Source organism: uncultured Brevundimonas sp. (assembly GCF_963977465.1).
In the GTDB taxonomy this organism is placed as follows: Bacteria; Pseudomonadota; Alphaproteobacteria; order Caulobacterales; family Caulobacteraceae; genus Brevundimonas.
On record NZ_CAXBOQ010000004.1, the window covers coordinates 175,497 to 188,364 of the forward strand.

A 12,868-nucleotide genomic window follows, 5' to 3' on the forward strand; every position below is an offset into this window, starting at 1 on the left:
CAAGGGACGGGCCAGTCGCCCACCCCCGGATCGCTGGCCGGGCCAGCCGGGCAAAAAACGTCACGGCGCGGCAAGATTTGACTGCGGGACCTTGGATTGCCGGGCACCACACAAACATGCTTTCACAGCATTTTCCGTTGGTTAGGGCGTTTTTTCGAGGTGGCCCGCGACTTGCGACCCACCCTCCGAACCTTTGGGCGCAGCAGGCGCCGACGTATCCAGGCCACTGGCACCCATGTCCGCTGAAAGTCTCCTTTCCATTGTCTCCCCGGCCCCCGCGCCGGGTTCCGCCTCGAAAGCGGTCGACGCCCATGGTGACTCCGGCTTCGACCGGATGCTGGGGCAGGCGATGAAAAGCGACCCGGAACAGGTCCGCGCCACCGGCAAGAACGACACATCGCTGACCCGGACCGGGGCCGGTTCGCCCCCGTCGTCGTCAGGCGCGATGGCCGCCACCGCGCTCACTACCCCTGCCATGGACGACACGCCCCCCGCCGTAGAGGCCACGGTCGTCGCGATCGCAGTCGAAAAGGCCTCGGAAACGACCTCATCCGCCACGGCCAAAACTTCCGAAGAAGCGTTGCCGCTGCTCGTGGATGTCGACGTCAAGACCGCCGACGATGCCCAGGTGCTGCCGGCCACCCCGACCGACAAGGGGGCTGATGTGCCCCAGGTCCTGCCCGGCTCGCCACCCGTTACGGTCGCGCCGCAGGTCGAGACACCGGCGGAACGTCCGCAGACCGCCGACAAGGGCACAGCCGGGCCCCAGGTCCTGCCTGGCCCGGTCGACACCGCTCCCGCACCGGAACCGGTCGCCTCTGCCAAAGGAACCGACGTCGCCCAGGTTCTGCCCGGCGTTTCCGCCAAGTCCGAGGGGCCGCAGGTTCTGCCGGGTCCTTCCGCCAAGACCGACGGACCACAGGTTCTGCCGGGCCTTTCTGCCAAGACCGACGGACCGCAAATCCTGCCGGGCACCGTCCCCGTGCCGCCCTCGGGCAAGACCGCCGATCGTCAGATACTGCCGGGTACGGAAACCGCGTCCACCGCCGGTACAGCCGCTGAACCGGCCACGCCCGCAGTTACAGCCGCCGGAGCCAAGGCCACAGCAGCGGCCATGGCTGCGCTGGCACCGGCCGTCACCCCGCCGCCCGTCCGTCCCCTCACCGACCGGACCGGAACCGTATCCAACAGCGTCCGGGCGACCGGTGACCGACCCTCGAATTCGTCCCCCACCTCCGCCGTCACGGCAACCGGCACGGCAACGGTCGCCGCTGCGCCTTCAGTGAGCGGGACGTCGACCGTGTCCGAGGTCGCGTCGCTGTCGGATCGGCCGCCGGCATCAGCCATCGCCGCCCCGGTGATCCCGGTCGCCAATGCGCCTGACGTCACAGTGAAGTCACCCGTCGACCAACCGCCGGTCGAGGCCCCGCCCGCTCCGGTCACCCAGGCCGGCACCGCATCGCAGACCTACAGTCTGTCCAACCTCTCCAACGCCGCGGTCGAGGCCACAGCCCAGTTGGCGGCCCAGATCATTCGCCGACTGGACGCCCGTTCGACCCGGTTCGAAATGGCCCTGACCCCCGACAAGCTCGGGCGGGTCGATGTCAGCCTCGACATCGATGAGCACGGCCGTCTTGCCGCCCGACTCGCCTTCGACAATCCGGCCGCCGCCCTCGACATGAAGGGCCGCGTCGACGAGTTGCGCCGCCAGCTCGAAGAGGCCGGTTTCCATCTTGCCGACGACGCGTTCCAGTTCGCTGAGCGCGACCGCTCGTCCGGCGAGGCCTTCGACCGCCGCCAGGGTCGTGCCTTTGCCGCTGCCTCCCGCCTTTCCGATGAAACCGACGCGGCCGCCCCGGTTACGGCACCGCGTTGGATGTCCCTCTCCCTGACGCCTGACCGCGTCGATATGAAAGTCTGACCGATGGTAGGTGCCGTCACCGCCGCCTCAGCCACCGACCGCACGGACGCCGGTCGGACCGCCATGGCCACCAATTTCGAGACGTTCCTTACCCTGCTCACCGCGCAGTTGAAGAACCAGGACCCGCTGTCACCAGTGGATTCCAATGAGTTCACCAGCCAGCTGACCCAGATGTCGGGCGTCGAGCAACAACTGCTGACCAACGACCTACTCACCAGCCTGTTGGCCGCCCAGCAAAGCGGGGGCCTGTCCGGTGCCGCCAACTATATTGGCAAGGACACCACCGCCGCCTGGTCCGCGATGAAACTGGACGCCGGCAAGGCGACCTGGAGCTATGAACTGGCCACCGACGCCGCGACCGCCAAGCTGGATGTCCTCGACGGTGGCGGCCGGGTCGTCTGGAGCGGACCGGCCCCGGACCGCACCGAGGGAACCCACGACTTCGTCTGGGACGGAAAGACCACCGCCGGGGGGCAGCTGCCCGATGGCGGCGTCTATACCCTCAGGGTCACCGCCAAGACCGGATCCGACGAGACGGTCACCAGCCAAACCCTGGTCCGCGGTCGCATCACCGGCGTCGAACTCTACAACGGCGAACCCTATCTGACCGTCGGCAACTCCATCCTGCCGCTGTCCTCCGTGATCGCGCTCCAGGAGCGTGCTGCCACACCGGTCGGCACGTCATGAGCCAGTCCCCTGTCAACTCAACGTGCCCTTCCTCTCACCCAGTTGAAATCGCTACTTTCCGGAGTTCCAAGTCATGAGCATCAATAGCGCCCTGCTGGCCGGCGTGTCCGGCCTGACTGCCAACGCCGCCGCGCTTGCGGCCATTTCCCAGAATATCGCGAATGTGAACACGATCGGCTACAAACGCACGTCCGGTGAGTTCGCGACCGTGGTCAACAGCCAGAGCAGCGGGGCCGGCTATTCTGCCGGTGGCGTCATGGCCAGTGCCCGGCACTTCACCAGCCAGAATGGCCAGCTGCAGCGTACGACCTCCTCGACTGACCTGGGCATCGCCGGTCAGGGCTTCTTTGTGGTCACCGAAAAGGCCGAGGACCTGACCCCGGCCGACACCCGCCTGTTCACCCGTGCCGGGGCCTTCCGGGTCGACAACAACGGTTTTCTGAAGAACACCGCCGGCCTGTATCTGCAGGGCTGGCCGATCGACAGCAGCGGTAATATCAACCTCGACCCTTCCGACCTGACCCGGCTCAAGACGATCAACGTCGGTTCGGTCGGCGGTACCGCCGAGGCCACCACCCGTATCGAACTGAACGCCAACCTGCGCTCCAGCCAGCCGATCTCGGTCGCGGCATCGGACGCCGCGCTCTCACCCGCGGGCCCGAACGCCTATGATCCGGCCACCAACTCCATGTCGATGTGGGATCCGGACACCGGCACCGGCGTCAAGGCCGATTTCGAACTGACCATTCCGGTCTCCGACTCCAAGGGTGGTCAGAGAACTGTCGCCCTGTCGTTCCTGAAGAGCGATGTGCCGAACCAGTGGTACGCCGAAATCCGCGCCATCCCTGCCAGCGACGTCGTCACCGGTGCCGGCCTGTCGAACGGTCAGCTCAAATCCGGTCTGGTCGCCTTTACCCAGGACGGTCGTCTCGACGTCAACGCCATGCTGGCCATGGCCCCGGGCGAAGCCCTGTTCCCCGACGCCTCGGTGGCCTCCCTGAATTTCGGAGCGTCGGACGGGCCCGCGCCCGGTGCCGGTGCCTTCAACTGGTCCCCCACTCTGGGCATTGACAATCAAACCGTGGCTTTTGAGCTCGCCAACTCGGCTGGCGGCCTGACCCAGTACGACAGCGCCTCGGTCGTCCAGGCCACGCTGACCAACGGCACCGCCTTCGGCAACCTGTCGGAGATCAAGATCGACGAGAAGGGCTATGTCACTGCCATCTTCGACAACGGCGTGACCCGGCAAATCGCCTTGGTCGCCCTCGCCACCTTCACCAGCCCCGACACCTTGTCTCAGGTCAGCGGCAACGCCTTCCGGGTGACCCAGAGCTCGGGCACGTTCAACCTGAAGGGGGCCGGCAGCGGCGGCGCGGGCCTGATCGGGGCTTCGCAGCTGGAAGCCTCTACGGTCGATCTCTCGGCCGAATTCACCGGCCTGATCACCACCCAGCGGGCCTATTCGGCATCCTCGAAAATCATCACCACCGCCGACGAGATGCTCGCCGAACTGATCAGCATCAAACGCTGATCCGCAAGTAACTGATCGTTAGATTCAATGAATCGTCGCTTTACCTTTGGCCGCACAGTCATCAGTGGAGGAAAGGATTTTATTCTTTCCTTCACCACGACCCTTAAACGGCCTTTAGCTGAGCCGGGCTACATTCACATCTCAGATGGTGATTGGTGAATGAGGCTTAAGCCCATGCTGCAAGAGCGACGCCTTAACAGTAAAGGCGAACAATACGTGGTCGGACCAACGGGTACGCCCCTTACATTGGGTGATCTGCCGCCGCCATCCACCGACCGGTGGGTGATCCGGCGCAAGGCCGAAGTGGTGGCTGCCGTTCGCGGCGGGCTGCTCAGCCTTGACGATGCCCTGACGCAATACCGTCTGACGGCCGAGGAATTCCTCGCCTGGCAGAAAGCGATCGACAAATGGGGCATGCAGGGTCTGCGCACCACGCGCATCCAGCACTACCGGGGCTAGTCCCCGCCCAACTCTCCCCCGAAGACAGCGGCCGCTCCCGGAAACGGGGGCGGTCGTTGCCGTTTCCGGGCCGGATCTCGCCCCGGCCTCGAATTCGCACCGCTTTCATCCTAAATGGGGCCCATGACGTTGCTTGAGCCTACCTGCCCGGTCCCGACCTTCGCCCCCGCCGACATGGACGGGGCGATCGAGGCTGCACGCGCGGCGGTTGGCCTGCCGGTCGGTGCGCGTATCGTCGCGGCCATGTCCGGCGGCGTCGACTCCACCGTAGTCGCGGCCCTGCTGCACAAGGCCGGCTATGATGTGGTCGGTGTCACCTTGCAGCTCTATGACCACGGCGCGGCCCTGAAGAAAAAGGGGGCCTGCTGCGCCGGTCAGGATATCCATGACGCGCGTCTGGCCGCCGAATCCATGGGCATTCCCCACTATGTGCTGGATTACGAAAGCCGTTTCCGCGACGCCGTGATCGACCAGTTCGCCGATGCCTATCTGGCCGGCCAGACGCCGGTGCCCTGCATTCGCTGCAACCAGACGGTCAAATTCCGCGATCTGCTCGACGTCGCCCGCGATCTTGGGGCCGAGGCCATGGCCACCGGCCACTATGTGCGTCGCGCCGTGGGCCCGGACGGTCGGGCCCAGATGCGCAAGGCGATCGACCATTCGCGTGACCAGTCCTATTTCCTGTTCGCCACCACACCGACGCAGCTCGACTATCTGCGCTTCCCGCTGGCCGACCTCGAAAAACCCCAGGTGCGCGGCGTCGCCGCCGAACTGGGGCTGAAGATCGCCGCCAAGCCGGACAGCCAGGACATCTGCTTCGTGCCGTCGGGTGATTACCGCACCCTGATCGACAAGCTGCGGCCGCAGGGCCGTGAGGCCGGGGACATCGTGCATATGGACGGTCGGGTGCTGGGCACCCACGCCGGGATCACCGACTATACGATCGGCCAGCGCCGCGGCCTTAACGTCGCGGTGGGCGAACCCCTGTTCGTGACGAAGCTGGATCCGGACAACCGCCGTGTCATCGTCGGCCCGCGCGAAGCCCTGCTGACCGCGGCCCTGACGCTGGACGAAACCAACTGGCTCGGTGACGAGCCGACGATCGAGGCCGCCGCCGCGACCGGGGCCCCGGTACTGGCCCGCGTCCGCTCGACCCGACCACCGTCACTGGCCCGACTGGCGCTGGTCGACGGCGTCATTTCGGTCATGTTTGCTGAGGGCGAGGAAGGCGTGGCTCCCGGCCAGGCCTGCGCCCTCTATGATCCGGCCGATCCCGATCGCCTGTTGGGCGGCGGCTTCATCCAGACCACCACCGCCGTTGTCTGAGACACCCGGCCAGACGTTGGCCGAGCGCACCGGCCTGCCGTCTGACCTGCTGTACCTCCGCGAGGGCTTTCCCCGCGACCGCTGGACCACGGCCCTGCACCCGACGGCGGCCCACTGGCTGCAGATGCACGCCGGTTTCCGTGAGCATCAGGCCCATATGACCGGTCTGGCGGGACAGTGGCGCAATCGCACGCTCGACCCTGCCGGGCTGCACCGCGTCTTGATCCCGGCCCTGCAGGCCTTCCTCCAGCATCTCGACGGCCATCACCGCATTGAAACCGGCCACTATTTCCCGGCCATGCGAAAGCTCGAGCCCCGCATCATCCCCGGCCTCGATCTGCTGGACCGCGACCACGATGACATCCACGGTCATCTGGAGACCCTGTTCCAGAGCGGCCTGGGCTTTCACCAAGCCGTCAGCGGCAAAGCTCTCGATGTCGCCGACCAAGCGGACCGGCTGGCGGATGTTCTCGACGTCATTACCTCGCCTCTGCTGCGCCACCTCGACGACGAGGAGGACATCGTCATCCCCCTGATCGCCCTGCACGGCGATCCCGCAGGCTGATTTCGCCGACCTCGGTTTGATTAAATTCCGGACAGGTCGCATCCATACGGACGTCCGCCGCCCTCAGACCGTTAACGCCATCGTTCAAAAGGGATTTCCGATGACACCAACTACCGCCTGTATGGCGTCCGTGCTGACACTTGTTCTGTCCGCGCCATTGGCCGCCCATCCTGCCCAGGCCCAGACGGCTGCCGTGGCCACCGCCAGCCAGACCACACCAACCTACAGCGCCGCCCAGTTCTATCAGACGACCAGCTACGGCATGGCCAGTCCGTCCGGTCTGGCGTTTTCGGCCGACGGTCAGTCGATTCTGATCTCCTCGGACGCGACCGGTGTCTTCAATGCCTATGCCCTGCCGATCAACGGCGGCGAGTCGGTCGCGCTCAGCGCCTCGACCGGATCGGCCACCTATGCCGAGAGTTATTTTCCGAATGACGGTCGCGTGCTGCTGACCGCTGACGGTGGCGGGGACGAACTGACCCATGTTTTCGTGCGCGAACTGGACGGATCGGTCCGGGATCTGACGCCGGGCGACAAGGTCAAGGCCGACCTGATGGGCTTCAGCGGCGACGGGGCCACCTTCTGGATCACCTCCAACGCACGCGATCCCGAGGTATTCGACCTCCACGCCTATGACACCGCCACCTATGAGAACCGCCTGATCTTCGAAAACCCGGGCATGATCATCGCCGCCGTATCGCCGGACGGCCGCTGGGTGGCCATGGCCAAGCCGGTCACAAGCGCCGACTCCGACATCTATCTGGCCGATCTCCAGACCGGCGGCGAGCCGGTGTTGATCACCGCCCACACCGGCAATGTCGCCTATGACGTCTATGATTTCACCCGCGACAGCCGGACCCTGGTCATGGCCAGCGACGAGCGGGGGGAGTGGACCCAGGCGTGGGCCCACGACCTGGCCACGGGTGAGCGTACGGCGCTGATCCAGGCCGACTGGGACGTGGCCTATGTCAGCTATTCCCCGTCGGGCCGCTATCGCGTCTCCGCCCTGAACGCCGACGCCTCGACCGAACTGACCATACTGGACACCACGACCGGACGGCCGGTCCGCCTGACCGGGCGACCGGACGGCGATGTCGGCGGCGTCCGCTTCAATGCCGACGAAACCCGGATGGCCTTTACCGTCGCGTCCGACACCTCACCCAGCGACGTGTTCGTCGCCGATCTGGCCACCGGCCAGACGCGCCGTCTGACCCGGGCACTCAACCCCGCCATCGACGAGGCCGATCTGGTCGAGGCCACCATCGTCCGCTACGCCGGTGAGGGCGGGGTTCAGGTGCCCGGCGTCCTGTATCGCCCGCACCGGGCCGATGCCGCCCATCCGGTGCCGGCGATCGTCCTGGTTCACGGCGGTCCCGGCGGTCAGAGCCGACGCGGCTATTCGGCCATGATCCAGCACCTGGTCAACAACGGCTATGCGGTGCTGGCGGCCAACAACCGTGGCTCGTCAGGCTACGGCAAGACCTTCTTCCATCTCGACGACAAGGCCCATGGCGAGGCCGATCTCCGCGACATCGTCGCCGGCGGCCAGTGGCTTCGCGACCAGGACTGGGTCGCCGACGACCAGGTGGCGGTGATGGGTGGCTCCTACGGTGGCTATATGACCGCGGCAGCCCTGGCCTTCCATCCGGACGCCTTCGAGGCGGGGATCAACATCTTCGGCGTCACCAACTGGGTGCGGACGCTGGAGTCGATTCCGGCCTGGTGGGGACCACAGCGTGACGCCCTGTTCGACGAGATGGGTGACCCCGCCACCGATGCCGAACGTCATCGCGCCATCTCGCCCCTGTTCCACGCCGACAAGATCCGGCGACCGATGCTGGTGGTCCAGGGGGCCAACGACCCGCGCGTACTGCAGGTCGAGAGCGACGAGCTGGTCGCCGCCGTCCGCGCCAACGCCGTACCGGTTGAATACGTCCTGTTCCCGGACGAGGGCCACGGCTTCCGCCGCCGCGACAACCGCATCACGGCCCAGGAGGCCTATCTGACCTTCCTCGACCGCTACGTGCGCAAATAGACGTTCGACCGACCGGGTAGCCATCGGCTGCCCGGTCGGCCGACAGTCCCTACCCGGCGTCGAGGCTCGGGTTGATCAGGTATTTCTCGCCCGTGGCCCGCTTGTTGTAGCGGGCGATGATCTCGGGGTTCAGGGTGTCGGCCAGCGAGATTTCCGCCACATAGTGGCTGGCGAAGGTGGTCTTCAGCTCGGACGCCACCCGCAGTCGCAGGGCCTGGGCCCGCTCGCCGCCGATCCGGGCCAGACAGGGCGGCAGCAGCCAGCCGCCGACCCCCCAGGACATGCCGAAGGCGCGGTTCAGCGTCGTCGGGCCCGAGTCCAGCATGCCGTAGATGTAGACCTGCTTGTGCACGGTGGAGCCGTAGCGGCTGTAGGTCGTGGCCGTCTTGTTGGCCGCCACCTCCATCGCCGTCAGGATCTGCCCGGCCAGGGTGCCGCCACCGATGGCGTCAAAGGCCAGCGTCGCCCCGGTCTCGACCAGCGCCGCGATCAGGTCTGCCATGAAGGTCGGGCTGGTCGAGTCGCAGATGTGGCGCGCGCCGATCCCGCGCAGGAGCTCCGCCTGGGCCTCGCTGCGCACGATATTGACCAGATCGACGCGATCGGCCTGACAGACCTTGTTCAGCATCTGGCCGAGGTTCGAGGCCGCCGCCGTATGCACCAGGGCCGTGTGTCCCTCCAGCCGCATGGTTTCGAGCATGCACAGACTGGTCAGCGGATTGACGAAGCACGAGGCCCCCTCTGCCGCCGTCGTATCGGCCGGCAGCGGCAGGCAGGTATCGGCCCGAACCGTGCGGTACTGGCCGAACATCGACCCGCCGAACAGGGCGACCGTCCGGCCCATCAGGCCCTGGGCCGTTTCCGAGCTGCCGGCGGCGACCACCGTGCCCGCGCCTTCATTGCCGACGGTCATCGACTCGTCGAGCCGTCCGCCCATGGCTCGCATGCCGGCGGCCGGAATTTGAGCCGTGGTCACGGGATTGCCGGCCGGGCCTGACATCGTCGCCGTGTCCATATCGGCCGCCCCGACCAGCAGGGCCAGGTCCGACGGATTGATCGGTGCCGCCTCGATGCGCACGACAACCTCGTCCGGACCCGGCGGTGCCACCTCGACCGTGGCCAGCGACAGTTCCAGCTCACCGGACTTGCGCACGAGGCTGCGCAGTTGAAGGCCGTAGCTTGAAAGGGAATTGGTCATGGGAGCTCCTTGGCCGGGCAAACCGGCAGGGTGGTCGGGATGATGGAACCGGCCGCAGCCGGTCAGGGCGTGGTCAGGCCGCGTCTTCGCGAGGCATGACGTCGCCCACGGTGGCGCAGTTCTCGACCCGGGTCAGAACGACGTCGCGCGGCTTGACGATCTCGCCGCAACAGCCGCAGGCGATCTTCGGGTCCAGCGACTGGCTGCAGGTCTTGTGAACCAGGTCGATGCCGGAATCGGTGTCGCCATAGACATGTTTGCTGCCCCAGGCGTGCAGGGTCACCAGTACGGCGTACAGGTCCTTGCCCTTGGCGGTCAGCACATATTCATTGCGTGGCGGACGTTCGGAATAGAGTTTCGGCTCCAGCACCCCATGCTGCACCAGCGTCTTCAGCCGCGCGGCCAGAACGTTGCGGGCGACGCCCAGCCGCTCCTGCCATTGTTCGAAACGACTGACGCCCTGAAAGGCGTCGCGAATGACCAGCAGCGTCCACGGATCACCGATCACCTCCAGGGTGGCAGCGATGGAACAGCTCTGTCGGGAATAGTCTGCGGTACGGCCCATGCAGGGAAGGTGACCCCGCGTCATCCTTTTGGCAAGAGGGTTGCCAATCTAAACTCACTATGACAGTTTTCTTTAAGTACGGACACATCTTCGCTGTTCCGGCATTGAACGTGTTTGCTGTATCCCTCGACTTCGGGCGGAAGCCTGCCGATCCTCCGCCGGCCTTCCGCCCGCCTTTCGCCTCTCCTGCCCCGCGGATTCCATGACTGACCAGACCCTGTCCCAAGCCCTGGCCCTGACGCCCGATGACGACGGCAGGCTGGTCGCGGCACTCACTGGTGCCTTCTCCAACGCCTCCCAGGCGATGCCGCCGGAAAAAGGGGCACCGTTCGGCGGCCTGATGGCGGCTCTGGCGGCGGCTGCGACTCGACAGGGATTGGGTATCGAAACCCCGTTGCGCAGCCTGACGGTCCAGTATCTGGCCGCAGCCCGCTTCGAACCCATTGCCTTCGTCCCGACCCTGCTGCGCGGGGGGCGCAACATCGCCTATGCCAGCGTCGCCGCCGGTCAGCCGGACCGGCCGGCCTTGCAGGCCCTGGCCACCTTCGGCCGTGACGTCGCCGGCCCCGAGTTGACGCCGCTGGTCGCCGCCGCCGTGCCGGTCGACCGGATCGAACCGACCCCGCTGAATCCCATGTTCGGTCCCTGGTTCACCCGGTACATCGAGCACAGGTTTGAATCCGGGCCGCGCCTGTTCGGCCTCAACCCGCCCGAAAGCCCGGTGCTGCGCGTGTGGATGCGCACCGCAGACGCCGCCCCTCTGGATGAGGCGCGGCTGCTGTTCCTGCTGGACGGGGTCTATCCGACCTACTGGACCGCCCTGCCCGGCCCACCGACCATCTCGGCCAGTGTCGACCTGCGCGCCGACCTGTTCGGGGACCTGACGCCGGAAACCTCACCCGACGGCTGGGCCTTCTTCGAGTTTCGTACCATGGACCTGGGCGGCGGCTGGGCGGTCGAAGACGGGGTCGCCTTCGCGCCTGACGGCCGGCCCCTGGCGGCTGTGCGCCAGCGCCGGAAACTGATGCCAGGCCGCTGACTACACCGTTGCCGGAAAGATCACGGACACTTGCGTGCCCGGCGACCGCGGCTTGATCACCAGCTCCCCGTCGAGCTTCTCGACCATCGCGTGAACGATCTTCATGCCAAGGCCGGACCCCTTGGCCTCGGTGGCCGGATCGAACCCGACCCCATCGTCCTCGACCTCGAGCCGCAAACACTGCTGCTCCCGGAGCAACCGCACCCGGATCGCGCCCGGTGCATCTTCAGAATAGGCGTATTTGGCCGCGTTGCTGACCAGTTCTACCAGCGCCACACCGACCGAAATCGCGCGATCAGTGTCGACCCGGGCCTCCGTCGCCTCAACACTCAGGGATCGGCCACCGGCCTCAAAGACATCGCCCAGCCCCTCGGTCAGGGTCTCGATATAGGCTTTGAGCTCTACGCCCTCGACCGAGTCATCCGAGTAAAGGCGTTGATGCACACGGGCGACCGCGAGGATACGGGCACGGGTCTCAACCAGCGCCGCCCGCGCCTTCTGATCCGTCATCGCATGGGCCTGCAGATAGACGAAGGACGCGACCAGCTGCAGACTGTTGGCGGCGCGATGGTTCACTTCTTTCAGCAGCAGATCCGAACGCATGCGCGCTTGCTGAGCCGCCAGCAGCAGCCGTTCCTGCCAATGCCACGCCAGACTCAGCAAGGTCGTGAGAAAAAGCCCCGCCGCGAGGATTCCGAATGGAACCAGGCGGTGTCCCAGGCCCATGGGTGCGGAAATCTCCATGTGCCAGCTCTGCCCACCGAACGGCAGCTCCTGAACGGTCGATAGACGCTGACCCGAAGCCTGAACGGGCCTTTGGGCTGTCCCCCCGGGCCACAACACGGCACCGTCGGCGCGGCCGTCCCGGATGATGACCTCCAGACCTTCAAGAGCGCCCGGCCCGACGAAGATGTTGTCGAAGAAGTCCTGGGCCCGGAACGGCGCGTAGATCCAGCCGCGGAATGCGCCGCTCGCGTCGAACAAGGGCAGGTAGACGAGGAAACCCGGCTGCCTTACAGCGTCCAATTCCTGCACCAAAGTCACCGCCGAAGTGGCCGCCGGTACGCGCTGCGCCCGCGCCCGCTGCATCGCTTCGCGACGGACCGGCTCCGAATACATGTCAAAGCCCAGCGCCGCATGGTTGCGTCGTCCCTGGGGTTCCAGGAGCAGAATGACACTTTCGGCATCTTCGGCCTTCGGCCAAGGGTGAACATCGGCCGGCAGAAAGCGTTGAACCTGGGCCCGGACGTCCGGTCCGTCGAGCCAGGCAGAATAACCGATCCCCTGAACACCGGGGTAGCGTTCGGCCAGCGTCAGGGACCCGACGAAATCCCGGAACTCTTCCGGCGTGACGTCCTCACTGGCGGAAAACAGGCCCACGGTGGCCCGCAGCAAGGCAACATGGGTATCGAGGCGGCTCTCGACAGCGGCGAGAATGACATCCGCCTGGCGCTCGAAACGCTCATGTTGACGGATTGAACCACTGTGTTCCGCCCATGCGGCGAGGGCCAGCGTCAGACCAATGCCGAGCACCGCGATCCA

At 66.3% G+C, this 12,868-nt stretch carries 11 protein-coding genes; 8 read left to right on the forward strand and 3 right to left on the reverse strand.

Annotated features, from left to right (window positions below):
• Positions 1-235: 235 nt before the first annotated feature.
• From AAC067_RS09965 to AAC067_RS09995, 7 genes are all read left to right on the forward strand, one after another.
• Entirely contained in the window at positions 236-1,921 is a 1,686-nt protein-coding gene (locus AAC067_RS09965; RefSeq protein ID WP_339932055.1) for a flagellar hook-length control protein FliK, read from the forward strand.
• Between the two features lie 3 nt (positions 1,922-1,924).
• Positions 1,925-2,608, forward strand: a complete 684-nt coding sequence (locus tag AAC067_RS09970; RefSeq protein ID WP_339932057.1) for a flagellar hook capping FlgD N-terminal domain-containing protein — start codon at positions 1,925-1,927, stop codon at positions 2,606-2,608.
• 73 nt (positions 2,609-2,681) lie between these two features.
• Positions 2,682-4,139, forward strand: coding sequence for a flagellar hook protein FlgE (flgE, locus tag AAC067_RS09975; RefSeq protein ID WP_339932059.1), 1,458 nt, complete (start codon positions 2,682-2,684; stop codon positions 4,137-4,139).
• 174 nt (positions 4,140-4,313) lie between these two features.
• The gene (locus tag AAC067_RS09980) at positions 4,314-4,598 is read left to right on the forward strand and encodes a DUF1153 domain-containing protein (RefSeq protein ID WP_300443519.1); all 285 of its coding nucleotides are present in this window, start codon (positions 4,314-4,316) and stop codon (positions 4,596-4,598) included.
• A gap of 123 nt (positions 4,599-4,721) precedes the next feature.
• Positions 4,722-5,924, forward strand: a complete 1,203-nt coding sequence (mnmA, locus tag AAC067_RS09985) for a tRNA 2-thiouridine(34) synthase MnmA (RefSeq protein WP_339932061.1) — start codon at positions 4,722-4,724, stop codon at positions 5,922-5,924.
• Positions 5,917-6,489, forward strand: a complete 573-nt coding sequence (locus tag AAC067_RS09990; protein WP_339932063.1) for a hemerythrin domain-containing protein — start codon at positions 5,917-5,919, stop codon at positions 6,487-6,489. The genes mnmA and AAC067_RS09990 overlap by 8 nt, the downstream gene beginning before the upstream one ends.
• Positions 6,490-6,589: 100 nt before the next feature.
• On the forward strand, positions 6,590-8,524 hold the full coding sequence (locus AAC067_RS09995) for a S9 family peptidase (protein WP_339932065.1): 1,935 nt from the start codon (positions 6,590-6,592) through the stop codon (positions 8,522-8,524).
• Positions 8,525-8,573: 49 nt separating this feature from the next.
• On the opposite strand, the gene AAC067_RS10000 is transcribed toward AAC067_RS09995, so the two are convergent.
• Positions 8,574-9,722 (reverse strand): zinc-binding dehydrogenase, encoded by a 1,149-nt coding sequence (locus tag AAC067_RS10000; RefSeq protein WP_339932067.1) that lies wholly within the window; start codon positions 9,720-9,722, stop codon positions 8,574-8,576.
• Positions 9,723-9,795: 73 nt separating this feature from the next.
• Positions 9,796-10,287 carry a helix-turn-helix domain-containing protein gene (locus AAC067_RS10005; RefSeq protein WP_339932069.1) on the reverse strand — a complete coding sequence of 164 codons (492 nt, stop codon included), beginning with the start codon at positions 10,285-10,287 and terminating at the stop codon, positions 9,796-9,798.
• A gap of 202 nt (positions 10,288-10,489) precedes the next feature.
• Between AAC067_RS10005 and AAC067_RS10010 the strand changes: the two genes are divergently transcribed.
• Complete coding sequence (locus AAC067_RS10010) at positions 10,490-11,326, forward strand: thioesterase family protein (protein WP_339932071.1); 837 nt, start codon at positions 10,490-10,492, stop codon at positions 11,324-11,326.
• Here AAC067_RS10010 and AAC067_RS10015 read toward each other — a convergent pair whose 3' ends face one another.
• Positions 11,327-12,859, reverse strand: coding sequence for a CHASE domain-containing protein (locus AAC067_RS10015; RefSeq protein WP_339932073.1), 1,533 nt, complete (start codon positions 12,857-12,859; stop codon positions 11,327-11,329). It lies immediately after the preceding gene.
• Between the last annotated feature and the right edge of the window lie 9 nt (positions 12,860-12,868).

Excerpts from the sequence above, each read along its gene's own strand:
- mnmA (WP_339932061.1), top strand. The coding sequence starts at position 4,722 with ATGACGTTGCTTGAGCCTACCTGCCCGGTCCCGACCTTCGCCCCCGCC.
- flgE (WP_339932059.1), top strand. The coding sequence starts at position 2,682 with ATGAGCATCAATAGCGCCCTGCTGGCCGGCGTGTCCGGCCTGACTGCC.
- AAC067_RS09970 (WP_339932057.1), top strand. The coding sequence starts at position 1,925 with ATGGTAGGTGCCGTCACCGCCGCCTCAGCCACCGACCGCACGGACGCC.
- AAC067_RS10000 (WP_339932067.1), bottom strand. The coding sequence starts at position 9,722 with ATGACCAATTCCCTTTCAAGCTACGGCCTTCAACTGCGCAGCCTCGTG.
- AAC067_RS09980 (WP_300443519.1), top strand. The coding sequence starts at position 4,314 with ATGCTGCAAGAGCGACGCCTTAACAGTAAAGGCGAACAATACGTGGTC.
- AAC067_RS10010 (WP_339932071.1), top strand. The coding sequence starts at position 10,490 with ATGACTGACCAGACCCTGTCCCAAGCCCTGGCCCTGACGCCCGATGAC.
- AAC067_RS09965 (WP_339932055.1), top strand. The coding sequence starts at position 236 with ATGTCCGCTGAAAGTCTCCTTTCCATTGTCTCCCCGGCCCCCGCGCCG.
- AAC067_RS10005 (WP_339932069.1), bottom strand. The coding sequence starts at position 10,287 with ATGGGCCGTACCGCAGACTATTCCCGACAGAGCTGTTCCATCGCTGCC.
- AAC067_RS09995 (WP_339932065.1), top strand. The coding sequence starts at position 6,590 with ATGACACCAACTACCGCCTGTATGGCGTCCGTGCTGACACTTGTTCTG.